A 26,762-nucleotide genomic window follows, 5' to 3' on the forward strand; every position below is an offset into this window, starting at 1 on the left:
TCCACCCTCACGAGACCTGAATAGCGATGAAGAATTATCTGCAACTGATCCGCCACTGTCTGACCGATGTCCGCGAGATCCTGCCCTGGGATCTCGAGGAACGGCTCGAGGCCAATCCCGATCTGCTGATCCTCGATGTGCGCGAGCCGGACGAATTCGCCGCCATGCACATCGCTGGCTCGATGAACGTGCCGCGCGGCATTCTCGAGTCGGCCTGCGAATGGGAGTACGAGGAAACCGAACCCGAGCTGGCACGCGCGCGCGAGCGCGAGATCGTGGTCGTGTGCCGTTCCGGTCATCGCAGCATCCTCGCGGCGAACTCACTGCAGGTGCTCGGCTACACCAATGTCGTCTCGCTGCAGACCGGCGTGCGCGGCTGGAAGGACTACGAGCAGCCGCTGGTCGATGGCGCGGGCAATGACATCGACCTCGACGAGGCCGATGTCTACTTCACGCCGACGCTGCGCCCCGATCAGCGCCGGCCCAGCCCCGAAGATCAGGCGGCTTGATCCGGGGCCGTTAGCGCCTCCTGTGCGCCTCAGGGCGTTGCGAGATACGCCAGGCTGGACTGATCGAAGGCGCGCCCGACAATCCCGAGCCGCGCGAGCCCGTCGTCGCTACAGGTATTGCCGGCCAGCAGCATGCGCAGTTGATCGCGCGTGACGGGGAACCAGCTGAAGCGCCCGAGCACTGCCGCCACCGGCTCGAGCACCAGGGCCGGCGCCGGCAGCATCAGTTTCGACTTGCCGCTCGCGCTTGCCAACGCCTTCAGGATCTCCTTCCAGCTCGGGCTGTCCGGGCCGCACAGCGAATAGGTCTGCCCGCTCGCGTCGGCGCGCGTGAGCGCCGTGGCGAAGGCGGCGGCGACATCCTCGACATGCACGGGCGCGAGCCGAAATGCCCCGGCATCGAGCGGAGACAGGCCGGAAAAGAACAGGGGCGCCGGCAGCGGGCTGTCGATCAGCTCGTCCTTGAGCTGGGTGCAGAACTCCATGCGCCCGCGCGGTGGGCCGAAGATCACCGATGGCCGGAAGATGGTCCACTGCAGGGACGAGGCCTTCAGGCGCTCCTCGGCCGCGAGCTTGGTGGTCTGATAGGGCGTCTCGGCGGCATCGATGCCGTTCGCGCTCATCAACAGGAAGCGGCTCAGCCCCAGCTCCTCGGCGATGGCAATGGTGCGCTCGGCACCGCGCCGCTGCATGGCATCGAAGGTGATGCCCTGTTGCGGCGACTCGCGCAAGATGCCGATCAGGTAGAGGGCCGCCTCGGTGCCGTCGAGGCAGTCGCGGAGATGCTGCTCGTTGGCGACATCACCTGGCACGGGCGTGCAGTGGGGGTCGGCGTTGAGCTTGTGCTCGCTGCCGGGGCGGGTCAGCACGCGCAGCTCGTGGCCGGCCTGCAAGAGCGCATCGATGATGTAACTGCCGACGAATCCGGTTCCACCGACGATTCCAATCTTCATCAGGGTCTCCTCGAGAAGTGGCTGGGAGTAAGGTCCGATACCGCCGCCATGGCGCCGGACGTGATCGTATCGATTTCACTATAGGAACTGAGGGATCTGCTGGCGAAACGCAACCCAGGGTCTGACTTGGACCAGTGGCGCCCATCGCCTGTCTTCATCCTGTCCAATTAAATGCGAACTCTAATTGCACTTGTAAAGATGATGCCGAGGCTAAATCTGAATTGTCTAATCCTTGTATATATTGACTCAGGGGCTTTTATGTCAAACCCGATTCTCATCGTTGGCGGTCGCTCTGGAATCGGTGCGGCCTTGGTCGCCTCCCTCGCTGAACGTGGGCACCAGATCATGCATCTTTCTCGCGAGCCGGAGAAGGCGCCTGATGTTCAGGGTGTACGTGGCTTCCGCTGGGATGCCCTCGGCGACCCCTTTCCGAGGGATTGTCTGCCGGAACGGCTCGATGGTGTTGTCTACTGTCCCGGCAGCATTCGGCTGAAGCCCTTTGGTCGGCTGCGCGAACAGGAGTTTCGGGATGATCTGGAGTTGAACCTAATGGGCGCCGTGCGCACCCTGCAGGCGACGATGGAGGTGCTCAAACGCGGTGACCAGGGCTCTGTGGTGTTATTTAGTACCGTGGCCGTGGGAACCGGGATGCCCTTCCATGCCTCGGTTGCGGCCGCAAAGGGGGCTGTCGAGGGGCTGACGCGCTCGCTCGCCGCGGAGTTCGCGCCCGACATCCGGGTCAACGCCATTGCTCCAACCATCACCGACACGCCACTGGCGAGCCGTCTGTTAAACACCGAGGAGAAACGCCAAAGCGCGGCCGAGCGTCATCCGCTGAAGCAAATCGGCTCGGCAAGCGAACTGGCCGAGACCGCGCGTTGGCTATTGACCGATGCCCAGATGGTGACTGGCCAGGTCATTGCCATCGATGCTGGACTCTCGTCGTTAAGGATGCTTTGAGAGCGCTGCAGACGGTGAAACCACCCGTGGCTGGGGTGTCGGCCTCGTCATCCTCGTCCGTGTGTTTCGCTCCCAGAGCGCAACGCTGAGCGCCGCGTGTCGTATACCTTTCAGGGCTCCTTGGCAATCCAAGCATAGAGACTACGCCACGCATACGGGCTAAAGCCGACCTGCTCATAGAGTTCGCGGGCCGGGTGGTTGCGGGTATCAACCGATAGGAGGAGGCGTTCGGCGCCGCCACTTAGAGTGCGACGCAGGGCTTCGGCGACTAACTCTCGTCCCAGTCCCTGGCCCCGCCACGCGGGTAGGACGCCCATGTACATCAGTTCCCAACAGGGCGTTTGCGGATGCGGCGCCAGGAGCAAGACGCCAGCGTCTTGCTCCTGGTGGCGGAGGATGCACCAGTGTTGCGGCGCGTACTGCCCTTGTTGGCGAAAGCCCTCGATGGCCTGCGGCGGGCTGAGCACGCCATGCAGCTCGGGACAATCCAGAGAGCTGTCTTCGATTTGGGTCATCAGTGAGACCAGCCGTGGTGAGGGCAGGTCGCCGATGGATTCGAAACGGACTCCCGGACTGGGGGCGGAGGCCAAGCGCGCCTGGCGCTGCTTGGGGTTGGATGGGGCCGCGAGGTAGAGGAGGTCGACCAGTCGGGGGAAGCCGTTTTCACGCAGTTGGACAGCCGCCTGCTCATCTGTGCTGTCGATGACTGCCTGAACGATTCGCAGTCCCTGGGCTTCGGCCCAGTGGAGGGCGCCGCGTAGGAGTGTGGGGGTCCATGGAGAGTGACTGCGCGGCGGCCAGAGGCGGGCTGTTCTGCCTGGCTGCGGCTGTACCCAAACGGCGGCGCTCGGCGCTGTTTCCCTGGCGGCGATCAAGAGACCGCTCCAGGCTGCCTCTGGCTGACCCGCGCACGCGTCAATGGCCGCAGCCAACTCTGCTAGAGTACCGGGCTCATGGGTGGCGGCTAACTGTTGGAGCGCTGCGATTCGCTGGTGGCGTGGGCAGGTCACGAGCGCCGCGCTGCTGGCGGGCTTGTCGGTTGAGGCGCGCGGATTGGCTGTACGCAAGGGAGTGTTGCCCTGGATTGGATGCGAGTTTATCAAGATGGAACATGAACGCTAATTCTGCAAGAATGCGCTGTCTGGGAGGATATTCCAATGAATGCGTCGAACCTCGCCGTTTATCTCGCCGTCGCAGCCTTGTTGCTCGGACTGGTCTCGCTGTTCGTGTTCTATGTTGTGGTGATTAGGGATCGTGATACCGATACCAAGGAAGATCAGGACGTTGTGGATCTCGAGTCCAAGCCTGAAAGTCATGCTGCTAGCACAGAGTCACCATCGCGCCGTTCTTCGCGTGCGCGCAAGCAGCACAAGAAGAAGGGTATCGAGAAGAGTCAGCGCTATCTATTCGTGGTGTTCGACGAACCGGGGCCAGAGGCGAATCAGGCGCTCGGACAACTACTGAGCAATGTCAAGGCCTTTTACGAGTCCGGTCTCGGTATCTATCATGTGCCGCCCGGTCATGAAGGTTATCCGCTGACCGTTGCCAACGCCTCTTCGCCCGGTACGCTGCCGCCGCTGCATCTCGGCGGCGACCATCCGCCCGTGCAAGGTGTCTCGATCCTGATCAAGTTCATCAATTCTCGCAGTGTCTCGCGCAGTCCCGAGACGCTGATTGGCTTTACCCATCGGGTGGCGGAGATCGGTGGGCGCATCCTGGATGTTGAACGCAACCCAGTGACCGAGGAAACCTTCGCGGAATTGCGCCGCGACGCATCATAGCGATTTTGCGGGTTGTTGCTTCGGTCCGGTTTAGGACCTGCCTGTTTCAAGGTACCAAGCCCTCAGGCCAGGCTGCGCAAGATGGCTTGGCCCGAACCTGCGCCTGCGCCGGTGGTTGCGGCGATACGACTATAGGCTTCGACGCGTGGATCGCGGCTGCGCTCCGAGGTTGGTATGTCCTCCTCATCGGGAGTGCGCTCCGCAGGCACAGGCACTGACTCGCTGCGTGCTTGCTGTTGTTGGCTCAGTTCAAGCTGCGCCGTTAGCAAATTCTGGCGCGCGCGGGCAGCGATCTGATAATCCGCCGGCGAGGGGTCGGCCGGGGCGAGGGCGGCGGCGATGACGGTTTGCATCTTCTCGATCGTGGCCCGAGGGTCGCCAGTGACGGGGCCATAGTCAACCGAGACTCGGCCAGCGACGGCGTAGCGCTGGCCATCGGGGCCGATCTTGTAGTCGTAACTGGCACTCCCCGTGTAACGACCGCCGGCAACCTGATGCGCCATCTCATGCTGGCGGACGGCGCGATCGGTCTGTTTGAGCTGATCAAGGATTTTCAGCTCTTGCGGGGAGAGTTCTTGGGCAAGGGCGTCGTTCCGCGCGCTGCTGGCCGCATCACCTTCGGCGACGCGACCGTTTGCGCCTTCCTCGGCGGCTCGGTCAATCTGGACTCCAGTGCGGTCGGCTTCACTCGTGCCGGGCTCGGGGGCCGCGGGCCGTATCTGTCCCGGTGGCAGCGCACCGCCTTGGGCCGGATTGCCAGGAGAGGCAATGGATGGAGAGAGGCCAATGGCGGTCGGGATGATCACGTTGCGATCCTCAATATTCGGTTGAGAACCTGAGGGTTGGTCAGGCCATCAAAAACTTTCCCAGTCATCTTCACTGTGAGTCGCCGGTGCCGTCTCGCGGGTCTTTGGCGGCGTCTGGTGTCCACCCTTGCTTGTTCCCTTGCTGGGTGGTGGCGAGAGGGCGGCGGGTCTGTGCGTGGCGGCGGCCTTGTTGCTCGTCTTCCCGGAGGGGAGTGCGAGACTGGTCGAGGCTTGCTCGCCGACATTAAAGAAGGCGACCGCCTCGGCGAGATCGCGGGTTTGATCTTCCAGTGAGGCAGAGGCGGTCGCGGTCTGCTCGACGAGGGCAGCGTTCTGTTGCGTCACCTCATCCATCTGGCTGATGGCCACGCTGACCTGATCGATCGCCATGGTCTGCTCGTTCGAGGCGCGGTTGACCTCGTCCATCAGCTCGGAGACCTTGCCGCTATGGGTGACGATATCCTTCATCGAGGAGCCCACAGCCTCGACCAGGCCGCGTCCTTCCTGGACAACGTCGCCGTTGAGGGCGATCAGTTCCTGAATCTGCTTGGCCGCATCGGCGGAACGCTGCGCGAGGTTGCGCACCTCTTGGGCGACCACGGCGAAGCCGCGGCCTTGCTCGCCGGCGCGGGCGGCTTCGACCGAGGCGTTCAGAGCCAGGATATTGGTCTGGAAGGCGATGCCATCAATGAGCGTGATGATGCCGCTGATCTTATCCGAGCTTTCGGTCAGCTCGTGCATCTTGCCCATGGCCTGCTGGGCCTTCTCACCGCCTTTGCTGGCCGAGGCATTGGCCTGGCTAGCCAATTGGTTGGCCTGGGCCGTGTTTTCGGTGTTGTGTTTGACCGTGGAGGCGACCTCTTCCATGCTGCTGGCGGTTTCCTGCAGGCTGGAGGCCTGCTGCTCGGTGCGCTGGGAGAGATCGGTGTTGCCGGTGGAGATCTGGTTGGCGGCGGTCGTGATCGATTCCACCGAGCCCTGGATATTGATGATGAGATCGCGCAGCTTATCCTGGGTATCGGCGAGGGCGAGTAACGTTTGACCGATCTCATCCTTGCCCGTGGTCTGAATCCGGTTGGTCAAATTGCCCTTCGACATCTCGACGAAGACCCGCTTGGCATCGGCCAGCGGACGGGTGACACGTAGGATTAGCTGCCAGCCGAGCAGCGCCCCGAGCACGGCCGCGATGATGATGGCGGCGATCATCAGGTTGCGCATGAAGGCGGTATCGGCCTCGGCGCTGCGGTAGTCCTCCAAGGCCGCCTGCTTCTCCATCTCGATCATCTCGATGAGGGTCTTGTTGATTGCCTGATAGGCTGGAAGGCCTTCGATGAAGATGAGGTGGTTGGTGCTGGAGAACTCGTCCTTGAGGGCCAGATCCATCGCCGGCTCCAAGGCGTTGTAGATCAGGCGCTCATACTCGGCGTCGAACCGCTCCGCCAAGGCTTGCGACTCAGGGTTGTCAACGGTCTCTTGGAATTGCTTCCAGAGGCTGTCCAATTCGGCCTGGTTGCCCTCGATAACATCCATGTGCATGGAGGTGGGATGGTCGTGTAATGCGCTCACCGCCAGTCTTGGATCATGCTGCGAGGCTAGGAGCATCTCCGTCATAATGTTGCGCAGCAGCGCATCGATGCGCGCCAGATCTTGCGAGCGGAGTAGGTTCTCTTCGTAAACGCTCTCAAGGGATTCGTTCGAAGATTGCATGCCCTTGAGCCCTAGCCCCCCGACGGCCAACAGCAGCACCAGCATGATGCTGATCAGTAGGATGAGGCGATGTTTGATCGTCAGGGTCATGGCGCAATTTTCTCTCTGGGACAGCCTTATTTAAGAACACATCGACCTAAAAGCCGTTAGCTTGAGCGCGGTAAGCTGATGTGGATCAACCGCCACGATCTTTCGGCTACGGGTCCCGCGCAGTATATCATCATGCCGTGGTTGACCTCTGTGAACGAGGCAGAAAGCACACAACATGCCAAGTGTCGATGTCGTCATCGAACTCTCCGTCGATGCCTGCCAGGCCCACTATGAAGGGCGGGTCGAGCACGTGTATACATGGAGCCTAGATGGAAGGCGCGTGGTATTTCCGGCCACGGCCTTGCGCCACGTCGTGACGCGTGACGGCGTGCACGGCATCTACCGGCTGAGTTTTTCTTCGGCGGGACAGTTTGAGACGATAAGGCGCTTGCCTTGAGCTTGTGCTTTGGAGAGGGTAACCGCTGTTGGTTGCCAAATCAGATGGGGATGGGATGACGGAACAAGACGCAACGACGACACGAAGTGACGGCTATACCAGCGTCAGCAAGCCGTCCGAGGTCGAGGCGCTGCTCGACTCGCTGAGCGAGCCGGGCGGGGCCTCCCTGGTGTTGGAAAACAACGAGGCCCAGGTGCTGCCGGTGCTGGTGGCTGAGCAGGCGTTCGGCGAGTATCTGCTGCTGGATATGAGCGCCATCCGGGAGATCGCCAGCGAACTCAGGGGAGGGCAGCCGTTCCGACTGCTCGGGCAGGCGCGGGGGGTGATGCTGCGCACCCCGGTGCTGACGCTGAATGATTGCCAGGACGCGAAGGGTCGTCTCGTATGCCGCTGTGACTATCCTTATCAGCTGGAGGTGTTGCAGCGGCGGGAGGCCTTCCGCGCGCGCCTGCGGCTGGGGATGGAGGTGGGCGCCATCCTCAGGCACGCAGAGGAGGGGACCAGCGCGCAAGGCGATCTCAGGGATCTCTCGCTAGGGGGCTGCCAGCTCGAGATGCCGGTGGCGAGCGCCAGTATGCTGGCCTCCTCGGCGCCGCTCGAGATCGAGCTGTGTTTCCCCAACGGCATGCGTTTATCGATCCAGGGCACTCCCAAGCACCATCAGGTCGATGTCGAGCGCCAGGTCGTGAGCGTGGGTTTCGCGTTTACGCGGATCGATACCGAGCCGGAACGCCAGCTCTGGATGTTCGTGGGCGAGATCGAGCGCGAGGCGGCGCGTCAGTCGAGCGGTGGCAGCGACGGCAGGCTGCGCTCGAAGCTGTTTCAGATCGATCCCAAGGCTCCGGTGCCGGTCGCGCGCCGCAATGCGCAAGTCTACGCGACCGCGATGACCAAGCGCCTGGCAAGCGTGGCGGGCTATCTGGATGCCCAACTGCTCGAATTGCGCGACCAGCCGCAGCTGTACTCAACGCAGCTCTCGCGCTATACCGACCGTCTCCTGGCGCTCTATGACGAGGATCGCGAGGCCTTGCTGTTCGCCACCCGTTGTCTCTTCCAGGAGGCGCGGCTGGTGCGGCATGGACTTTCGGTGGCCGTGTCCCTGCTCGATCTGACCACCCGCAGCAAGATGCCGCGCGATGCCTGCAAAGCCATTGCCGCCTGCGCCATGGTCCATGATCTAGGCAAGGCCCTGCTGCCCAACGAACTGCTGCAGGCACCACGGCTCGACGAGGCGCAACGCGCCGAACTGCACGGCCATGTGGCGCGCCTCGAGCCCTGCTTCGAGAGTTGTCAGTGGCTCCCGAGCAGCGTCGTCAAGAGCGTGTTCAAGGAGATCAACGAGCGCCTCGATGGCAGTGGTTATCCGACCGGCGTGAGCGGCGATCAACTCGGCGAGCTGTCGCGCTTGGCGATGGTGGCGGATGTCGTCGATGCCATGCGCCGAGACCGGCCCGATCGACCGGCCTGGAAGATCGCCGCGATCTATCGTCACTTGCTCGACCACCCCGAACGTTTCGATCAACGCTGGGTCAAGCGTTACATCAGGGCATTCGGGCTGTTCCCGATTGGCACACTGGTGCGCTACGAGTCTGGTCAGTTGGCTTGGGTTCAGGAGGTCGATACGCAGGGCCAACCGGCTCGGGTGCAGCTGGCCGATGCGGTCAAGCCGCCGGACAGCTCACTGGGCGAGATCCTTCAGGGCGAGGCGCTGCTGGCGCTCGGCAACCCCGTGGAGGAGCTGCCGCTGTCGATCTGAGCCTGGGACCCCCATCACAGGGGCTCGCATTTGCGCTGCGGTGCGCCTAAAGTCTAATGGGTATCCGCCGATAATCTTGTTAAGCCGACAAAGCCATCACCCGTGTCAGCGACTGACCGGAGTCTCAGTCCCTCATTTGTCGGATTCCAAACGCCAGACCAGGAGGCCTCAATGTCAACCATCACATCGCTCGGTATCGGTTCAGGACTCGATCTCAACGGCTTGCTCGACCAGTTGCGCGATGCTGAACGCGGCCGGCTTGAGCCTCTTGCTCAGCAGAAAGAGGCCCAGGAGGCCAAGCTCTCGGCCTATGGCAAGCTACAAGGCGCTTTGTCGGCGTTCCAGTCGGCGTCCAGCGCGCTCAATAGCAGCTCGCTCTACGAGAGCGTCTCGAGCAATGTCACCGGCAGCAGCGTCACCTCGGCGGCCAACTCCGATGCGGTGCCGGGTCGTTATGATGTCACTGTCAACGATCTTGCTCGCTCGCAGAGCATTGCGACCGATGGTTTTGCCGAAGAGCATACCTTTTCCGAAGGCACCCTGAGCATTGAAACAGGTAGTGGAACATTCGAGATCGCGGTGGCAGACGGCGATACCCTCGCGACGCTCCGTGACAGCATCAATGATGCGGACGCAGGCGTGACGGCGTCCATCGTCAACGATGGATCGGCGAACCCCTTCCGCTTGGTGCTCATGACCGATGAGACCGGCGAGGATGCTGCGATCCAGTCCATTGACTTTGTCGATGGCAGTGGCACCACGATTCCTGACGAAGGTTTGACCTTTGACGGAACAACTGGAACTGGGGAAATGGAGGAAGTGGCAGAGGCACAGAATGCCACGCTAAAGGTCAACGGCATTGATATCACCAGCCAAGGCAATCGGGTCGAGGAGGCCATTCAGGGCGTGACCCTGGATCTCGCCGAGACAGGCGACTCAACCGTTATCGTCGAGCGCAACAATCGCGGCGTGCGCGATGCGGTCAACGCCTTCGTCGACAATTACAACAGCTTGCGCGAGACTACCAATGAGTTGACGAGCTTCAATGCGGAAACCGGGGAGGCTGGCGAACTGCTTGGCGATAGCACGCTGCGCACCATCGAATCACGCCTACGCAGCACCCTCGGTAGCGGCGTGGCGGAAGGCGAGTTTCGCTCTCTCTCCGAGATTGGTATCAGCCTACAGCGCGATGGCACCTTACAGCTCGATGATGCGCGACTCGATGAGGTCATCGTCAACGATCGCGAGGCCCTGACCGAGTTCTTCGCCGGCCAGTCTCAAGATTCTGGCATGGCTGGCGCACTGAGTCAGACACTGAGCCAACTGCTCGGTGATAGCGGTCTGCTTGATAACGCCCGCAGCGGCGTGCAAAACCGCATCACCAGTATTGATAACCGGACCGAGCGAATGGAGATTTCTATCGAGCGCACCATTGAACGCTACCGCTCGCAATTCGCCCAGCTCGATTCCATGGTGGCGGAGATGAACCAGACTAGCTCCTATCTGACCCAACAGTTCGATAACCTGAATGCGATGCTCGGTGGTGAGTAAACATTCAGCCAACTTGTAACGACTAGCGATGAATCAGCGAGGAGAACGCGAGCGATGACTGTGATGCGCGGAGGGGGAGCCTACGGGCGTGGTGCCGGGGCCTATGCCCGGGTTGGCGTCGAGAGTGGCGTGATGTCGGCGAGTCCCCATCAGCTCATCGTGCTGCTGTTTGATGGCGCGTGCGCCTCGATTCGCGCGGCTCGGATTCAAATGCAGGCTGGCAACACGGCTGCAAAGGGTCAGGCGATCTCCAAGGCCTTGGATATCGTGAACAACGGCTTGGCCGCCGCGCTGGATGTGGAGCACGGTGGCGAGGTGGCCGAGCGCTTGGCCTCACTGTATGACTACATTGCCCGGCTATTGCTAGCAGCTAATCTGCACAATGACGAACAAAGCCTGAACGAGGCCGAGTCACTGCTCGAAGAGATCGCGGCTGCCTGGCGTGAGATCGGCACCAACACCACCCCGGCAGCACCTGACTGAGCAGATTGAGCATGGCCTCTTCCCTACCTCGCAAGACCGCCGCCGCGTCCACGACTTCTTATCAGCAGCAACTGCTGGATGCCTATGAAGCCCTCCTTGCCTGCTCGGCAAAGATGCTCAAGGCTGCTTGCGAGGCTGACTGGGAGGCCCTGATCGACCTGCAAGGGGCTTATTTGGCCGAAATCGAGACGTTGCGCCATCTCGATGACGAACGGATACCGCTCGACGACGCCGGTCTCCAGCGTAAAGCCGAGCTGCTTGAGCAACTGCTTGAACAGGATCGAGAGATCCGCCAACGCCTGAATGACCGGCGGCACGAACTCAGTAGCATGATTCTAGACTCGAAGCACGAGTTGGCCTTGACGCGAACCTACCGTTTTTATCAGGAAACCTCTGAGTCCGAGGTCATCGAGGCCACTCAGCGCTTCAAATCATCGTGAGCGGCATCAATACCCTCATCGATACCCTAATGCATCAAGTATTGGGGAAACGGGTCGATACACAGCAGCCCCGAGACCTCAATCCGCCGGTCAAGCCGATGTCGCCGGCGGATGCGCCCTCGGCGGTACGCAGCGATTCTCGTCTCGACGCTCGCTCGAACCCGCCCATCACGCAGACTGGCCGGGCGGCGGCGCGGGAGGCACCGTACACACAGGCGAGGCAGCCAGGTGGCGAGAGGCAGCCGACCCCCTCGGCGCAGGTCAACTTTACCCCCACGGCGCGTTCCATCGCCGATCTCCTGCTGCGCTTCCCGGCCACGGCCACGGCCTCAGCGGTGCGCGTCACGCAGCCTTTGTTCCCGAGCAATGCCCAACCAGCGCCAGCCCAAGTGGCCGAACACTTGCAAACCACGGTGCGGGAGAGTGGCCTGTTTTATGAGTCGCATCTAGCGCGCTGGTATCGAGGCGGTTTCTCCCGGGAACAGCTCCAGCGCGAGCCCCAGATGTGGCGTCCGCTGGCCTCAAGCCAGGCTGCGCGGCAAACAGCGCAAGCGCCAACGGCAACGCCGCCGGGGCAAGCCGGTCAGGCTGGGCAGCAGGCGACACAAGCACCAACGGCAATGCCCCCGCAAACGAGTTTGCCAGCCTTTGTTCTGGGGCTATCGCGCGCGGCCGAGCCCTTGCCAGGGCTGGGCCAAGGCAAGGGGCCGGTGGCCATGGGCGCTGCGGCCACACCCGGTAGCGGAACGGCTGCCTCGGCGGCCACGGGTGCTCCCTCGACATCGTTTCCAGGGCAAGCCACTACTAGCATGCCAGGAACGGCAGCGAGTCTCGCCGCGACCGCAGCACGCGATGGCAGTATGCAACAGCAGGCCCAGGTCGCGAGTGCCGAGATGGCGGCGCTGCGTTCGGCGCCCCTGCAACGCGGCGGCGAGCCTATCCACGAGAGCTTGCAAGGGCTGGTGCGTCATCAACTCGAGCTGCTGGCGACGCCGGTACTCCGCTGGGAAGGCGATGTCTGGTCCGGCATCTTCATGGCGCTGATGATCCAGCCTCCACCCAGACGCGATGACGGGCGCGAGCCGGCGGGTGAAGAGGCGGCCGAGCAGGAAGATGACGCCGATAAGGAGTGGCATTCCAGTATGATGCTGCGGGTGAACGGATTGGGTGAGGTGAAGGTGAAGCTCTGGTTGAGCGAGTCTCGGCTCGATCTCGAACTGAGCACCGCCGATGCCGAGGTGCGAGCGGCCCTTGCCCGGGGCATCGATCGACTTAGGTTACGGCTCGAAGCGCATGCGTTGAGCGAGGTTGAGATTCGCCTGCGCTCGCTCGAACCTGAATCGGCGCCCGCGCCACCACCGGCGGCCGACGCCGAGGCGCGCGCATGAGCGAGAGCCGCAACGATGAGCGGCTGCGTGCCGTTGCGCTTACCTATCGCGAGGACGATGAGGCACCGCGCGTGCTGGCCAAGGGCTATGGCGAGATCGCCGAGCGTATCATCGAGGAGGCCGAGCGGCAGGGCATCTATGTCCATGGTGCCCCGGAGTTGGTGGCGTTGCTGATGAATCTCGATCTCGATGAGCAGATTCCACCCAATCTGTATCAGGTCATCGCCGAATTGCTCGTGTGGGTGCGGCAGATCGCCGACGAGCGCGAGCGCCCCGCGAGCACCAATTAGGCCGCACGGCGCCGATGCCTTGCGCGGATGCTGTGCGCAAGATCCTCCGGGGTCAATGACTCCATCCAGTCTGCGGCCTCGTCAAAGTGATTGCCCGTGAAATGCGCTTCCACCTCGGGCGCGAGCCTGAACACGGCAACGGCCTTTCTCAGGCGCTCGGCCTCGGCTTCGACCTGGTCGGCCGCCTTTGCATCCTGTCGCACCAGATCCGCGTTCTGCTGGGTGACCTGATCCATCTGCGCGATGGCTTGGTTGACCTGCTCGATCCCATGACTCTGCTCTTGCGAGGACGAGGCGATCTCGTCCATGAGCGTGTTGATCTGATGGACGGCTGAGACGATCTCGTCAAAGGTCTCTCCGACCTTCTCCGCGCGGGCGGTGCCGACATCAACCTGCGTTGCCGAGGTTTCGACGAGCGTGCGAATTTCCTCGGCCGCATCGGTGCTGCGCCCGGCTAGACCGCGCACCTCAGCAGCGACCAAGGCAAAGCCTTGGCCGTGCTCTCCGGCGCGGGCGGCCTCGGCCGAGGCGTTGAGCGCGAGCATATGGGTCTGGTGAGCGATGGCGTCGATGGTGTTGATAATCTCGGTGATCTGGTGCGAACGCTGGCGGAGTTCATGCATGGTGGCCACCAATGCGCTGATCGCCTCACCGCCGGCGCCGGCGGTGCGCGCCGATGTCTGTACGAGCCGACGCGCATGATGGGCATGGTCCGCATTCTGTTTGACCCTGGAAGAGAGCGTTTGCATGCGCGAAGCGGTCTTCTTCAAGCGCGCCACTTGCTGCTCGGTGCGGGCCGAGAAGGCATTGTTGCCGGTGGCGATATGCTGGGCACCCTGATGCACAGCGTCGCTGCTGAGACGCACCAGGGCGAGAGTTCGCGACAAGCGCTGCTGAAGCGCTTTCACAGCGGCGCAGAGCTGGCCGATCTCGTTACCGCCGAGGCGATCTAGGGGGACCGAGAGATCGCCATAGGCCATGGCGTCGAAACCGGCGACGATGCGCTTTAGTGGGCGCAGGACATTGACGCTCACGCCCCGCAGCACAACGATCGTGATCAGGATCGCGGCCCCCAGCACGCCAAAGATCGCTAGACGAACTTGGTCCGCGATCGCGGCGAAGGCCTGCTGTTGTTCAATGCCGGTTGCACCGGCATGGGGTGCCAGCTCAGCCAGGGCGTTCGCGGACTGATCGAGCAAGAACAGGCCCAAGCCGCTGAGTAGACCGATCAGCAGCAAGAAGGTCCCGAGCACCAACATCCAGCTCAGCCGCATTGTCATGTTCTGCATGCTCTGTCGCAGTGCCTGCCCCAAGCCGTGTCTCGCTGCGTGCCGGGCATGGTCAGGCGTCCCGTCTGGATTCGAGCGTTCTGGATTCGATCGTCCAGGGAGTCAGTCGCCGACCTGGTCGACCAATGACATCTCCTTGCTGTTTAAGAGCTTGTCGATATCAACCAGGACGAGCATGCGATTCTCAAGGCTGCCCAAGCCGCTGAGGAAATCCGAGGACAGGCTCATGCCAAACTCCGGCGCGGGTTTGATCTGATCCGGGGTCAGGGTCATGACATCAGAGACGCCATCGACAACGATGCCAACGATCCGCTCGGAGACATTGACCACGATCACCACGGTCTGGCCATCGTAGTCGACCTTGTCGAGGTTGAATTTGATGCGCAGGTCGACGATCGGCACGATCACACCGCGTAGATTGGTCACGCCCTTGATGAATTCAGGGGCGTTGGCGATACGGGTGACATTCTCGTAGCCGAGGATCTCTTGCACCTTAAGGATGTCGATGGCGTACTCTTCCTCGCCGAGCGAGAACACCAGATACTGCCGATTCTCGCCGTCGGAGGCGGTGAGGGTATCCTCGGTGCTGTAACGATTCATGAGAGGTCAACCTCCGTGGGTGAAAGCGGGGCTTTTTTGGGTGCCCTGGAGCGGGGCCCTTGGGCATCCTTCTTGCTCAGGCTGAGCTGATGCAGTCCGGGTATATCGAGGATCAGCGCAACGCTGCCATCGCCGAGGATGGTCGCCGCGGAGACCCCGGGAACCTTACGGTAATTGGTCTCGAGGTTCTTGACCACGACCTGCTGCTGACCAATGAGTTCTTCGACCAGGAGGGCATAGCGGCGACCCTCGCCCTGAACAATCACGGCAATGGACTGCAATGGATCGGTTTGGGCATCGGCCACATCCATGGCCTCATGGACGGCGACCACCGGCAAGTATTCATCGCGAATTCGCAGGACCAGATCCTGGCCGGCCATCTCGTAGAGATCGTCCTTGGTTGGCTGCAGTGATTGCAGCACCGTGGAGAGTGGCAGGATGAAGATCTCTTGACCAACCTTGATCGACATGCCGTCGAGGATGGCGAGCGTCAGCGGCAGGACGATGCGGATGGTCGTGCCCTGGCCGGGCGTGGACATGATCTGCACATGGCCGCCAAGGCTCTGGATATTACGTTTGACCACATCCATGCCGACGCCGCGTCCGGAGACATCGGTCACCTCCTTGGCGGTCGAGAAGCCAGCCGCAAAGATCAGTTGCCAGACTTCGTCGTCGGTCATGCTGTCGGAGACGTTGAGGCCGCTCTCGCGCGCCTTGGCGAGCAGTCTGTCGCGGTTCAGCCCGGCCCCGTCATCGATCACCTCGATGATGATGTTGCCACCCTGATGGCGCGCCGAGAGGGTCAGCTTACCCCTGCGTGGTTTGCCGGCGGCCTCGCGCTCCTCGGGCAGTTCGATGCCATGGTCGAGACTGTTGCGCACCAAATGGGTCAGTGGGTCGATGATGCGTTCGGTGAGGCTTTTGTCGAGTTCGGTCGATTCGCCTTCGGTGCAGAGTTCGATCTCCTTGCCGAGCTTGCTCGAGGTCTCGCGCACGACGCGCGGAAAACGGCTGAAGACGAAGTCCATCGGGATCATGCGGATCGACATCACCGATTCCTGCAGATCGCGGGCGTTGCGCTGCAGCAGGCTCATGCCATTGATCAGCGCGCCGTTGGTCACGCCGTCGAGTTCGCTGACGGTCTGATCGAGCATCGACTGAGTGATGATCAGTTCGCCGACCAGGTTGATGATCTGATCGACCTTCTCGACCGAAACGCGGATCGACGAGGATTCGGCGCCAGCCTTGGGCTTGGGCTTGGCCGCCGGTTTCCCAGCGGGCTTCTTGGGGTCGGCCGGAGGCTGCTCTGGAGGCTCGATGGCCGGCCCGGCCTTGGCTGGCGCGGGCGCTTCGGCTGCCGGCGCTGTTGCAGCCGATTGTTCGGCGGGTTCAGTTTGAGCTGGCGTTGGCTGTTGCGCGCGCGGTTCGGTTGCTTCAGCGCTTGACTGACCAGCGAGCACGGTGCTGGTTTCGATCTGTTCGGGTTCGATGATGAAACACATCACCGACTCGATATCATCGGCGCTGGTGGTGGTTTCGAGCACGACCTCGTAGCGGCTCTCGTCGCCGGAACGGCGGTGGATCGTGCCAAACTGCTCGAGTTCCTCGACGAGCAGCGCGCGGTTCTCCTCGCTCACGCCCAGCAACGCGATGAGCAGCTGTTCACCCGCGGGCGCCTCGGTGGTGGGTGCCGTCTCGGCTTGCGGGGGCGTTTCGGCCTCCGGGGCCGAAGCGGGTTCCTGGGGCTTAGTCGCGGGCGCCGCAGCCGGACCCGGACCCTCGAGGTTATTGCCAATCTCTTCCAAGGCCAACTGCCGCAGGGTTTTGCAGATGCGCTCGAAGGCCTCTTGATCGGGCTCCTCGCCGTTGCGATAAGCAGTGAGCTGATCGTTCAGCATATCCTTGGTTTCCAGGAAGGTGTCGACGATATCGCGACGCAGCTTAAGCTCCCCATGACGGGCATGGTCGAGTAGGTTCTCGAACAAGTGGGTGGTGTTTTGTAGGGCCTCGAAACCAAAGGTTCCGGCGCCCCCCTTGATCGAGTGAGCGGTCCGGAAGATGGCGTTGAGCTGCTCGGGATCCGGGTTATCGACATCAAGTTCGAGAAGATGACGCTCCATGTCCGCCAGCAATTCTTCGGCTTCCTCGAAGAAGGTGTCGTAGAAATCGGTAATATCCATCCGCGTTTCCTGCTCCCGAGTTGTCGACTGGGGGCGAGCTAGTCAGAGATGACAACGGCGCGAAGGCGTCGACGCCAAGCCGTTTACAGCGACCGCGCTACGCAGGGTTTTGCCGGCGCGAGAGGGCGGGTGACAGATGCCGCAGACATAGTCCTGATTAGGCGTATAGGCATGCACGACGAATTGACCGCCACAGCGCGTGCAACAGGTCAACTGTAGCAGATCATTCTCGAAGAAGCGCATCAGCGTCCAGGCGCGGGTCAAGCCCAGCACCGTGTCTTGCCCGCCGATGCGCACCTGTTCCTGATACAGACGGAAGGCGCGCACAAAGGCATCGATGCGTTCACAGCCGTAGTCTTCATGCAGGCGGTGGTAGATATTGATGAACAGCGATGCATGCAGATTGGGCAGCCAGGTAATGAACCAATCGGTGGAGAAGGGCAGCATCCCCTTTGGCGGGGATTTGCCGCGCAGTTCCTTATAGAGCTTGGTCAGATAGGCGCGGCTGAGATCGGTTTCGGTTTCGAGAACCTGCAAACGGGCACCAAGCTCAATCAAATCGATGGCGAGCTGCACCTGCTGCATTTCGGTGACTGGACTTTTGAGTGCCATGGCTCAAGTCTCCGTGTTCTCGGCTCCGGCTTGAGGCTGAGAGGCCATCAGGAGCGAGGAGTGAAAGCCTGATAGGTCGTGTTCGCGCGGCTGACGGGTGACCGCGCGCAGCTGCGCGGCGTCCTCATAGCCAAAGCGGCACAGGAGTTGATTGCTGCGCGCAAGCTTGGCGAGCTGACGCGCGCTCAGCGATAGCAGCTGTTCGGCCATGTCGCTGTCGATCTTGAGACGAAACATGGCGCTGGGCCGGTCGTGCCGCAGCATGCGCTGGGCAAGCAGCAGATAGGCCAGGTTGAGGTCTTCGATCTCATTGATCAGGCTGGTTTCGTTCATCGGTCCCTGGGCTCGGTTCGCGGCGAGGATGGCTCGGAGCGAGGCAGCGCCGGACGCGCGTCATGCAGCTCGGCGCCGAGTTCGAAGGCATCGATGAGCGCGTTCAGATGCTCGGCGAGTTCGCGCATCTGGGCCGCCGAGGAGGATGTCTGGTTGACCATGGCGGCGTTCTGCTGTGTCACTGTGTCCAATTCCGTGACGGCGGTGTTGACTTCGGCGACGCCGGAACTTTGCTCGCGAGTGCTCGCGCTGATCTCCTCCAGCACATCATGAACGCTGTTGATGCTGGTCATGATCTTGCCCATGGTTTGGCTGGCTTGCCGCACCCTGTCGGTGCCCAGGCGGGAGGTTTCCACCGACTCGTTGATGACCGTGCGAATCTCGCGCGCGGCCTCCCGGGAGCGCTCGGCAAGGGTGCGGACCTCCTGCGCGACCACCCCGAAGCCCAGGCCATGTTCGCCGGCGCGCGCCGCCTCGACCGAGGCATTGAGCGCGAGGATATTGGTTTGAAACGCAATGCCGTCGATCAAGGTCACGATATCGGTGATGCGTGACGAGGCCCGGTCGATATCCTGCATCGTGGTTTCGAGTTCTTGCATGGCCGAGGAGCCTTGCTCGACTACCTCGCTGGCCTCGGCGGAGAGCGAACTGGCCTGATTAGCGGACTCAGCGCTGTGCGCCACGGTCGAGGAAATCTCCTCCATGGCTGCTGAGGTTTGCTGCAGATTAGAGGCGGCCTCATCACTGCGGCTGGCGAGATCCTCGCTGCTCTTGGCAATGGCGCCGGCGGTTTGAGAGACGTCCAGGGCACTCGTCTTGACCTCTTGCAAGGTCGCCTGCATGCGCGAGACAAAGGCATTGAATTGATGGGCGAGTTCGCTGAGTTCATCGCGCCCGCTGTCATCGAGCCGGCGGGTCAGATCCCCTTCGCCCTCGGCAATATTACCCATTGCCTCTGCGGTTTGTTTGATCGGTTGGGTAATGGTGCGAGCAATCAACAACGCCAACAGGATGCCGACGCCGAGGGTGAGGGCCGTGATCAGCAGGGCCGCATTGCGGGCGTTGGCCGCACGTTCGAGGTAAGAAGAACGGTCGAACGCCACCTCGAGTACACCGGCCGGCTCCCCGGAAAAGTCTCGGACGAGCGCGCCCATCACCGCCAACGGCGTGCCGGCATGGGTGCCGTGCTCGATCGGCTCCTCGCCGTTCATCGCCGCTTCCAGTGCTGGCTCGCTGAGCAGCGGCTGATCGCCAACGCTCGAGGCAAACGTGTTGAAGCCGGCGTCATCGGGTAGGCGCAGTGCGGCTTCAGCGCCATACTGAGCGTTGAAACGCTCGAAGAAGTCTTGGCCGAAGCTCATGCCGAACTCCAGGGAGCCGATGTGTTCGCCCTGCCAGGCGACCGGCACCAGGCTGCGAATGCCAAGCCCATAGACACCCCGCTCCAGACCCGAGATGGGGGCCCGGTTGCGGTTGGTCTCGATAATGGTCTGGCGGATGTCGGTGAGGTCATCGCCAAACTTTTCCGGGGCGTGCACGCGCAGGAAGGAGGTTGCTGGTGGCCGGTGGAACTGGAACTGGGCGATGCCATGATCGGCTTTCAGCTGATCGAAGCCGGGCACGAACCAGTCCGCAAGCTGTTCGCGCTCGCCCTCGGCGAAGGCTTGCTGCACCTCGGGGATGCCAGCGATTAGCGCACTCATGGCACTGCCCCGGCGGCTCTCCGCCTCCAGCGCGGCCACCAGATTGCCATGCAGGGAGCGCAGCTCGCGCCGCTCGGCTTCCTGAATCACCGCGTCGAGGCGGTTGAGGAGAAAGGGGACGATGATGGCGATCGCCAGCAGCAGCATGGCGATAAAGCCAGCAACGATGCGGGCTCCAATGGGAAAGTGATTGAGTCGCATGGCTTCAGGTTTCGCTGGGTGCTTGCTGATGGATACAGGTTGATCGACCTACAAAGTTTGCTTCAACAAGAGTTCGACTCGACGGTTGGCAGCGCGCCCTTCAGGCGTCTCGTTACTTTCCAGTGGTTGGGTATCGGCATAACCGATCGCGCGCAAGCGGGTTTCCGGGATACCCGCCGCGCTCAGATAGCGTAACACCGCGATCGCGCGCGCCGTCGACAGCTCCCAATTGGAGGGGAAACGCGCGGTGGCGATGGGGATGTTATCGGTGTGGCCCTCGACGGAGATCTGCCCCTCGAAGCTCTCTAGCATCGGAACCAACGACTCGATGACCTCGCCACCGCCCGCGGTCAGCTCGGCCTGACCGCTCTTGAATAAGAGGTTGTCATCGATACGCAGCGTGATCCCTTGTTCGCCTTCGTCAACGCTGACCCCTTCCATCTGTAAGCCTTCGAAACGCGGTTGCAGGCCGTCGTGGCGTGGCTGGATACCGCTGGCCTTGGGGCCGATCTCGGCCGAGGGGATGCCCGGTTGCGTCTGCGTCTCATACTCGGCCTTGCCCAGCATCGACACCATCAACACGAACAGCGTGATCAGCAGCGTCAGGACATCGAGATAGCTGATCAGCCAGCTTTCGGTTTGATCGCCTCCACGCGGGGTTTCGAGCATCGAGACGCGGGCACGCTGCACCATGGGTTACATTCTCCTGACTCGTTTCCGGGTCAACTGGGGTCACGAATCTCATCATGGTGTTTGGCCATGAAGGAGTTCAGTGTCTCCTCGATGAAGGAGGGCAGGCGGCGCTTGGTGATCAGCGAGATCCCCTCCAGGACCATGTTCATCGCGATCAGCCGCTCCTCGGTGCGCCGCTCGAGTTTGACCGCAAAGGGCTTGAACACCAGATTGGCGAGCAGGATGCCATAGAAGGTGGTCAACAGGGCGACGGCCATGCGCGGGCCGATGATCTCCAGATCACCGGCTTCCATCACCTCGAGCATGTTCACCAGACCGACCAGGGTGCCGATCATGCCAAAGGCCGGGGCGTAGGTGGCCATGGTATGGAAGACCTGCGCCTCGGCGTGCTCGCGGGCCTTGAGCCGGGCGATGCGCCAGCTCAGCAGGTCGATGATCTCCTCCTCCTTGGTGTTGGAGATGACGAGCTGGATGCCGCTGCGCAGGAACGGATTGCGGGTCTGGGTGAGCGCCTGCTCGACCGCGCGCACATCGCCCTTGAACCAGAGCCGCGACATGTCCACCAACTCCTGGATGTCGTCGCGGACATAGGTGTTCTCGCGCCGGAAGACGACCCCGATCAGGCCGACCACGCGCAACACCTCGCGCAGCGGATAGCTGATGAAGGTTGCCGCCATGGTGCCGGCCAGCACGATGGCCAGGCCCGGCAGATTGAGAAAGCTGTCGGGCGACTCGGCGGCGAAGAAGAACACGCTGCCGAGGAGCACCATACTGGCGAAGATACCGATGAGTGTCGATGGATTCATAGTTCCTTGAGTCGAAAAGCAGCGGGTGAGAATTAGCGCTCCACGGGTGCCTCATGCAACCGCGCCCTGAGGCGACCGAGTGCCTGGCTGTGCAGCTGACAAACGCGAGACTCGCTGACCCCGAGCACGGCGCCGACCTCCTTGAGGTTGAGTTCCTCCTGATAGTAAAGCGCCATCATCAGCTTCTCGCGCTCCGGTAAGGCATCGATGGCCGCCACCAAGCGCTCACGCTGCTCGTCGTCGACGAGCGCGGAGAGAGAGGGGTCGGTGGGGCGGTTGGCCGCTCCAGGTTCGACGCCTTCTTGAAGTAGTTCCTCGAACGGTAGAAATTGGCCATTGTTGGTATCGCTGAGCAACTGGCGGTATTCGGTCAGCGCCATCTCGAGTTCAGCGGCGATCTCGTGTTCCTCCGGGGCGCGGCCGAACTGCTGCTCGAGCCGCTGAATGGCCTCATCCATCGCTCGCGCATGACGGCGCACACTGCGCGGCAGCCAGTCGCGGCTGCGCAGCTCATCGAGCATGGCGCCGCGGATGCGCTGATTGGCAAAGGTCGCGAAGCTCGCCCCCTGACTGGCATCGAAACGCCCCAGGGCCTCGAGCAGCCCCAGGGTGCCGGCTTGAATCAGATCCTCCAGCTCGATGCTCGAAGGCAGTTTAACCTGCAGCGCGAGCGCTTGACGACGCACCTGCGGCAAATACTGCCTGATGCGTTCATGCTGGTCGATCTTGCCTTTCGCAGTATACATTCGGTTCGCCCAAGTCCGCTCCGGGCTTCTTTCATTGGTAATTGACGATCACCTGCAGCCCCTGGACGCGCACGGCGCGCCGCTGCCCCGGCATGAGCGCGAAATGAAAACGCAACGCCTCATCCGCCGGCAACCCAGCCAGGGCCTGGCTCTGGCCGCGCGCGCTCGGCAGCGTCATGCAGCGGTTTGCTTGACACAGGCGAGCGCTCAGGGCGCTGCCGGGTGGCTGTTCGAAGCGCCAGCCGACGCTGTGGATCTCGCCCTCGTGCGTGCTGCCGGGCGGGGGGAGCAGCGGCTGCGAGAGGCTCTCGCGCTCGGCCATGATGACCCGTAGCGAGGGCGCCTGGGCCACCCAACTGCCGGCCGCCGCCGCCAGCAACGGCGCCGCTGCCAGCGTCATGGCCAGCGCCACGCTCGCTCCGCCCAGCTTGGCCGTGCTGACCTCTGGCATGCGCTATTTACCTCCGATGAATTGGGTCACGCGTAGCAGGCGATCATCTGGGATCTCGGCCTGGGACAGGACCACCAGATGCCGCAGGCGCCGGCGCAAGAAGCGCGCGAGCACGGCTCTGAGGCTGTGCTGCACCACCAGCACTGGCGGATCACCGCCGGCTTCCTGACGCGTGAGCGCTTTCTCGGCTTGCTGCATAAGGGTCTCGGCGAGTCCGGGCTCCAATGCCCCGCTGCCATTCATGGCCTGCATCAAGATCTGTTCGAGTTGTGCGTCCAGGCCAATCACCCTAAGTTCATGCTCGCCGGGGAACCACTGCTGAACGATGACGCGTCCCAGCGCAATCCGCACCAACGCCGTGAGTTCGCCAAGATCCTGCTGTTGCGGCGCGTGTTCGGCCAGGGTGTCGAGGATGGTGCGCAGATCGCGGATTGGAACCTCCTCGGCGAGGAGATTTTGCAGCAGGCGCTGAAACGCGGTCAGCGAGATCAGCTTGGGCACCACATCCTCGACCAGGCTCTTCTGCTCGGCGCTGAGCTTATCGAGCAGATTCTGCACCTCGGCGCGCCCGAGCATCTCGGCGGCATGACGATGTAGGAGATGGTTTAGATGCGTGGCGACCACGGTGCTGGCATCCACCACGGTATAGCCGTAGACCTGCGCATGCTCGCGCTGGTTGCTGTCGATCCAGACCGCCGGCAGACCGAACGCGGGATCTTGCGTCGGGGTCCCCTCAAGCTTGCCGGAAACCTGCCCGGGATCAATGGCCAACCAGCGCCCGGGGAAGACCTCGGAGCGGCCGATCTCGGCATCCTTGAGCGAGACCAGATAGGTATTGGGTCCGAGTTCCAGATTGTCGCGGATATGCACCACCGGCGGCAGGAAGCCGACATCCTGAGCAAACTTCTTGCGCACGCTCTTGATGCGGCCCAGTAGCTCACCTTGCTGGCGCTGATCGACCAACGGGATCAGCCGATGACCGACCTCGAGCCCTAGGGTGTCGACCAGTTGCACATCGTCCCAGCTCGCTTCTGGCGCCTCCTGTGTGGTCGCCGGCTGCTCGGGGATGGCCTGTTTGACCAGCAGCTTCTCCTTTTCGTGGATGAGATACCAGGCCATGCCACCGAGGAGGGCCGTAAAGATGAGGAAGACCAGATTCGGCATGCCCGGCACCAGGCCCAGCATGCCCATGACCGCAGCGGCCAGGATCATCACCTGCGGGTTGACGAACAGCTGACTGATCATCTGCTGGCCGACATCCTGGTCGGTGACGACGCGCGAGACGGTGACACCGGCGGCGGTGGAAATCACTAACGCCGGAATCTGCGCCACTAGGCCGTCACCGATGGTCATCAGGGTGTAGGTACGCCCGGCGTCGCCAAAGCTCATGTCGTGCTGCAGCATGCCGATGAGCAGGCCGCCGATGATGTTGATGCCCATGATGACCAGCCCGGCCAGGGCGTCGCCGCGGACGAATTTGCTGGCGCCATCCATCGAGCCATAGAAATCCGCCTCCTGGGAGACCTCGCTGCGGCGCCGGCGGGCATCGTCCTCGCCGATCAGGCCGGCATTGAGGTCGGCATCGATGGCCATCTGCTTGCCCGGCATGGCATCGAGCATGAAGCGCGCGCCGACTTCGGCGATCCGCCCGGCGCCCTTGGTGATGACCATGAAGTTGATGATCACCAGAATCAGGAAGACCACCAGACCGACGGCGAAATTGCCGCCGACCAGGAACTCGCCGAAGGCCTGGATGACCTTGCCGGCGCTGTCGCCGCCCTGATGACCTTCCATCAGGATGACGCGGGTGGAGGCCACGTTCAGCGACAGCCGCAACAAGGTCGTGAATAGCAGCACCGCCGGAAAGGCGGCGAAATCCAGCGGCTTCTGGGTGAACATGCTCACCAATAGCACCATCACCGCGAGGGCGATGTTGAAGGTGAACAGCAGATCAAGCATGAACGGCGGCAGCCGCAGGATCATCATGCCGAGGATCATCAAGATCAGCACGGGTCCCGCGAGCAGCTTGACCGGGACATTGCCGAGCCAGGCCTGTTTTTCGAGCATTGCGGTGAACGCCGTCATACTCGTGCCTCGACATCAGGATTGTTGGCTGGAACCCGGAGCGCTTCCGGGACTGGCAGGTCTTGGGGGGTTGGCGGCGGCGCGCCACCTTCGGTCCTGGCTCGGCGGAGCTGGAAGGCCCAGGCCATCACCTCGGCCACGGCCGTGTACAGAGCCATTGGAATCTCGGCATCGAGATCGACATGGCGATAGAGTGTCCGAGCCAACGATGGCGCCTGCAAGCGCGGAATCTCATGGGCATCCCCCAGCTCGCAGATGCGCAGGGCCACCTGATCGACGCCCTTGGCCACCAGTCGCGGTGCCGCCATGCCTTGCTCGTTGTATTGGAGCGCGACGGCATAGCAGCAATTCCCGGTGAAAGTCTATTCGGCAGGCTTTAATGTCATACTCTCAGTACGCCATTGTGACTGGCAAGGGTCCACCCTCAACACGATCAGTTGCTTTAAATAGATTCGTTATTTTAGACGCTGAAGCTTTCAGTCAAAACGGGCGATCGGAAATTAAGGTATTTTACGAGGTATCATGGATGTCGACCGCACGAGGCTGCAACCGAGCCACCTGATGACCGTGACTGATCGCTTGCCAAACACTTTCCCAGTCGTCAATATAATAGCCAACAAATAGCGCTCGTAAGCGCTCCCAAAGAGATGTTCTCGAGCGAAATCGTCGACGTGCCTTTTGAAAGGCTATGCACGCAATCTCTTGGACCTGATCAATCAGAAATGCAAGCATCATCAAAAGCGCAAAGTTTGTCGACAGATGCTTTTGACCATGGCCGTAATTATGCTCAAGCCGATACCCTTGATTCTTCAGCGTGTTGAACGTTTCATTCTCGATTTTCCAGCGTGAGCGACCTCCTCGTACAATGTCAGTGCAGTTTTCTTCGGTAATCTTTAGATCGGTAATCCACGTAAAACGCAAAATGACTTCGTTGTTTTTGATTTGAACATATTCGATAAAATTGACTAAGACATCCGGGTTTGACTTATTCAGCTCTAGGCCGTTGATGAACCGGTAAATATGAGTAATGCCTGTCTTTTTGTCGGCCTCTACTAAGCCCTCCATGGTTTCGTTGTCTTCATGTTCCCAAACCGAGTCGAACAGATGCGAGTGATCGCCCTCCTTAACGCCAATAATGTAGGAAAAACCAAGGCTTTTTAGCAACTTAATGTGTGGAGCTTTACTAAAGAGCGCGTCTTCGACAACTANTAAGAAGGGGTGCTGGGGATAGTCTTGACGAAGACGGGTGAGCAAGCGCTTGACTGCAGTTTGCTCACAGTCGTTCTTACTCTCACCATCTCCATGGCGTATGGCCTCTGGAATCAGTGGCAAGACGTGTTTGCGCTCAGGGTGCATGATGACGGCAGCGAGTAATTGATGGTAATACAACACTTCACCGTTGCGTGTCTTTTTGGAAGCGCATTCCTGACAGCTGATCTTGGATGAAGAAAACTGCCCTGTTCCGTCAATCGATATAAGTAGGTAATCATTGAGAAACCGGTAGGAGTCAAGAATGCTACGCTCCTCAGCTGCCTGCAAGACGGCGCGATAGGCCGGATACAACGCAGCCGGTTCGACAGGATCAAGAATATCCCGCAGTTGGCTATCGCATGGCGCTTGTTGAACACCGTAAAGGTGTTTGAGGTTATGGCGAATATGTTTTTCTTTGCGTTGCTCGTCAAATTTGAGTAGAGAGGGAAATTTCAGGGCAAAGACGGCCAACCCTGACATCAACGCATCACTTAAAGTGATATCACACTTCTTTATGATTCGGTGATCAACAATAGACTTAAATGTGTTGCGTACACGATTCAGTAACGTCGAAGTCGACAGTGGCTGTGGGTGTTGAAACATCATCATCACATGCTTTAATGATTACTCGAAGATGACCTTCATATCTCGCTGATCATGTAGGCTAACAAACGTGCCAAAACCTGGCGATTGTTGCTTGG

Annotated in this window: 26 protein-coding genes and 3 pseudogenes; 11 read left to right on the forward strand and 18 right to left on the reverse strand. The window is 61.4% G+C overall.

Annotated elements, in window-relative coordinates:
• Positions 1-26 precede the first annotated feature (26 nt).
• Positions 27-509, forward strand: coding sequence for a rhodanese-like domain-containing protein (locus CCR82_RS03965; protein ID WP_201244114.1), 483 nt, complete (start codon positions 27-29; stop codon positions 507-509).
• 29 nt (positions 510-538) lie between these two features.
• On the opposite strand, the gene CCR82_RS03970 is transcribed toward CCR82_RS03965, so the two are convergent.
• The gene (locus CCR82_RS03970) at positions 539-1,462 is read right to left on the reverse strand and encodes an NAD(P)H-binding protein (protein WP_201244115.1); all 924 of its coding nucleotides are present in this window, start codon (positions 1,460-1,462) and stop codon (positions 539-541) included.
• 345 nt (positions 1,463-1,807) lie between these two features.
• On the opposite strand from CCR82_RS03970, the gene CCR82_RS03975 reads away from it, so the two are divergent.
• A complete protein-coding gene (locus CCR82_RS03975; protein WP_242513241.1) occupies positions 1,808-2,422 on the forward strand; it encodes an SDR family NAD(P)-dependent oxidoreductase in 615 nt (204 codons plus the stop codon).
• A 110-nt stretch (positions 2,423-2,532) separates the two neighbouring features.
• On the opposite strand, the gene CCR82_RS03980 is transcribed toward CCR82_RS03975, so the two are convergent.
• Complete coding sequence (locus tag CCR82_RS03980) at positions 2,533-2,937, reverse strand: GNAT family N-acetyltransferase (RefSeq protein ID WP_201244117.1); 405 nt, start codon at positions 2,935-2,937, stop codon at positions 2,533-2,535.
• Positions 2,938-3,579: 642 nt separating this feature from the next.
• On the opposite strand from CCR82_RS03980, the gene CCR82_RS03985 reads away from it, so the two are divergent.
• Complete coding sequence (locus tag CCR82_RS03985; RefSeq protein ID WP_201244118.1) at positions 3,580-4,203, forward strand: cell division protein ZipA C-terminal FtsZ-binding domain-containing protein; 624 nt, start codon at positions 3,580-3,582, stop codon at positions 4,201-4,203.
• A gap of 62 nt (positions 4,204-4,265) precedes the next feature.
• Here CCR82_RS03985 and CCR82_RS03990 read toward each other — a convergent pair whose 3' ends face one another.
• Entirely contained in the window at positions 4,266-4,760 is a 495-nt protein-coding gene (locus CCR82_RS03990; RefSeq protein WP_242513243.1) for a putative metalloprotease CJM1_0395 family protein, read from the reverse strand.
• On the opposite strand from CCR82_RS03990, the gene CCR82_RS18445 reads away from it, so the two are divergent.
• On the forward strand, positions 4,698-5,042 hold the full coding sequence (locus CCR82_RS18445; protein WP_242513244.1) for a hypothetical protein: 345 nt from the start codon (positions 4,698-4,700) through the stop codon (positions 5,040-5,042). The genes CCR82_RS03990 and CCR82_RS18445 overlap by 63 nt on opposite strands.
• A gap of 15 nt (positions 5,043-5,057) precedes the next feature.
• Here the strand turns inward: CCR82_RS18445 and CCR82_RS03995 are convergent, their stop codons facing one another.
• Positions 5,058-6,806, reverse strand: a complete 1,749-nt coding sequence (locus CCR82_RS03995) for a methyl-accepting chemotaxis protein (RefSeq protein ID WP_201244120.1) — start codon at positions 6,804-6,806, stop codon at positions 5,058-5,060.
• Between the two features lie 175 nt (positions 6,807-6,981).
• Between CCR82_RS03995 and CCR82_RS19270 the strand changes: the two genes are divergently transcribed.
• The 7 genes from CCR82_RS19270 (at position 6,982) to CCR82_RS04030 (ending at position 13,111) form a co-directional block, all read left to right on the forward strand.
• Positions 6,982-7,203: a DUF2835 family protein gene (locus CCR82_RS19270; RefSeq protein ID WP_201244121.1), complete on the forward strand. Its 222-nt coding sequence runs from the start codon at positions 6,982-6,984 to the stop codon at positions 7,201-7,203.
• 55 nt (positions 7,204-7,258) lie between these two features.
• Positions 7,259-8,959 carry an HD domain-containing phosphohydrolase gene (locus CCR82_RS04005; RefSeq protein WP_201244122.1) on the forward strand — a complete coding sequence of 567 codons (1,701 nt, stop codon included), beginning with the start codon at positions 7,259-7,261 and terminating at the stop codon, positions 8,957-8,959.
• 171 nt (positions 8,960-9,130) lie between these two features.
• Positions 9,131-10,510 (forward strand): flagellar filament capping protein FliD, encoded by a 1,380-nt coding sequence (gene fliD / locus CCR82_RS04010; protein WP_201244123.1) that lies wholly within the window; start codon positions 9,131-9,133, stop codon positions 10,508-10,510.
• Between the two features lie 54 nt (positions 10,511-10,564).
• Positions 10,565-10,993, forward strand: coding sequence for a flagellar export chaperone FliS (gene fliS / locus CCR82_RS04015; RefSeq protein WP_201244124.1), 429 nt, complete (start codon positions 10,565-10,567; stop codon positions 10,991-10,993).
• Between the two features lie 11 nt (positions 10,994-11,004).
• Positions 11,005-11,433 carry a flagellar protein FliT gene (gene fliT / locus CCR82_RS04020; RefSeq protein WP_201244125.1) on the forward strand — a complete coding sequence of 143 codons (429 nt, stop codon included), beginning with the start codon at positions 11,005-11,007 and terminating at the stop codon, positions 11,431-11,433.
• 29 nt (positions 11,434-11,462) lie between these two features.
• The gene (locus tag CCR82_RS04025) at positions 11,463-12,821 is read left to right on the forward strand and encodes a flagellar hook-length control protein FliK (protein WP_201244126.1); all 1,359 of its coding nucleotides are present in this window, start codon (positions 11,463-11,465) and stop codon (positions 12,819-12,821) included.
• On the forward strand, positions 12,818-13,111 hold the full coding sequence (locus CCR82_RS04030) for an EscU/YscU/HrcU family type III secretion system export apparatus switch protein (protein ID WP_201244127.1): 294 nt from the start codon (positions 12,818-12,820) through the stop codon (positions 13,109-13,111). The genes CCR82_RS04025 and CCR82_RS04030 overlap by 4 nt, the downstream gene beginning before the upstream one ends.
• On the opposite strand, the gene CCR82_RS04035 is transcribed toward CCR82_RS04030, so the two are convergent.
• The 14 genes and pseudogenes from CCR82_RS04035 to CCR82_RS19280 form a co-directional block, all read right to left on the reverse strand.
• Positions 13,108-14,400, reverse strand: a complete 1,293-nt coding sequence (locus CCR82_RS04035) for a methyl-accepting chemotaxis protein (RefSeq protein ID WP_201244128.1) — start codon at positions 14,398-14,400, stop codon at positions 13,108-13,110. The genes CCR82_RS04030 and CCR82_RS04035 overlap by 4 nt on opposite strands.
• 102 nt (positions 14,401-14,502) lie before the next feature.
• Entirely contained in the window at positions 14,503-15,000 is a 498-nt protein-coding gene (locus CCR82_RS04040) for a chemotaxis protein CheW (protein ID WP_201244129.1), read from the reverse strand.
• Entirely contained in the window at positions 14,997-17,180 is a 2,184-nt protein-coding gene (cheA, locus tag CCR82_RS04045) for a chemotaxis protein CheA (protein WP_201244130.1), read from the reverse strand. The genes CCR82_RS04040 and cheA overlap by 4 nt, the downstream gene beginning before the upstream one ends.
• 42 nt (positions 17,181-17,222) lie before the next feature.
• Complete coding sequence (gene flhC, locus CCR82_RS04050; RefSeq protein ID WP_201244131.1) at positions 17,223-17,792, reverse strand: flagellar transcriptional regulator FlhC; 570 nt, start codon at positions 17,790-17,792, stop codon at positions 17,223-17,225.
• A 3-nt stretch (positions 17,793-17,795) separates the two neighbouring features.
• Complete coding sequence (gene flhD / locus CCR82_RS04055) at positions 17,796-18,125, reverse strand: flagellar transcriptional regulator FlhD (protein WP_201244132.1); 330 nt, start codon at positions 18,123-18,125, stop codon at positions 17,796-17,798.
• The gene (locus tag CCR82_RS04060; protein WP_201244133.1) at positions 18,122-20,029 is read right to left on the reverse strand and encodes a methyl-accepting chemotaxis protein; all 1,908 of its coding nucleotides are present in this window, start codon (positions 20,027-20,029) and stop codon (positions 18,122-18,124) included. Before CCR82_RS04060 ends, flhD begins: the two co-directional genes overlap by 4 nt.
• A 48-nt stretch (positions 20,030-20,077) precedes the next feature.
• The gene (locus tag CCR82_RS04065; protein ID WP_242513242.1) at positions 20,078-20,722 is read right to left on the reverse strand and encodes an OmpA/MotB family protein; all 645 of its coding nucleotides are present in this window, start codon (positions 20,720-20,722) and stop codon (positions 20,078-20,080) included.
• A gap of 29 nt (positions 20,723-20,751) precedes the next feature.
• Positions 20,752-21,528, reverse strand: a complete 777-nt coding sequence (locus tag CCR82_RS04070; protein WP_201244134.1) for a motility protein A — start codon at positions 21,526-21,528, stop codon at positions 20,752-20,754.
• A 32-nt stretch (positions 21,529-21,560) separates the two neighbouring features.
• Positions 21,561-22,274: an RNA polymerase sigma factor FliA gene (locus CCR82_RS04075; protein ID WP_201244135.1), complete on the reverse strand. Its 714-nt coding sequence runs from the start codon at positions 22,272-22,274 to the stop codon at positions 21,561-21,563.
• Between the two features lie 31 nt (positions 22,275-22,305).
• On the reverse strand, positions 22,306-22,725 hold the full coding sequence (locus CCR82_RS04080) for a flagellar protein FlhE (protein WP_201244136.1): 420 nt from the start codon (positions 22,723-22,725) through the stop codon (positions 22,306-22,308).
• 3 nt (positions 22,726-22,728) lie between these two features.
• Complete coding sequence (flhA, locus tag CCR82_RS04085) at positions 22,729-24,792, reverse strand: flagellar biosynthesis protein FlhA (protein ID WP_201244142.1); 2,064 nt, start codon at positions 24,790-24,792, stop codon at positions 22,729-22,731.
• Positions 24,793-24,806: 14 nt separating this feature from the next.
• Positions 24,807-25,139, reverse strand: a pseudogene (locus CCR82_RS04090) (EscU/YscU/HrcU family type III secretion system export apparatus switch protein); the annotation flags it as partial.
• A 181-nt stretch (positions 25,140-25,320) separates the two neighbouring features.
• Positions 25,321-26,018: pseudogene (locus tag CCR82_RS19275) on the reverse strand (hypothetical protein); the annotation flags it as partial.
• Between the two features lies 1 nt (position 26,019).
• Positions 26,020-26,670: pseudogene (locus tag CCR82_RS19280) on the reverse strand (hypothetical protein); the annotation flags it as partial.
• Positions 26,671-26,762: the final 92 nt, after the last annotated feature.

Source organism: Halochromatium salexigens, assembly GCF_016653295.1.
In the GTDB taxonomy this organism is placed as follows: Bacteria; Pseudomonadota; Gammaproteobacteria; order Chromatiales; family Chromatiaceae; genus Lamprobacter; species Lamprobacter salexigens.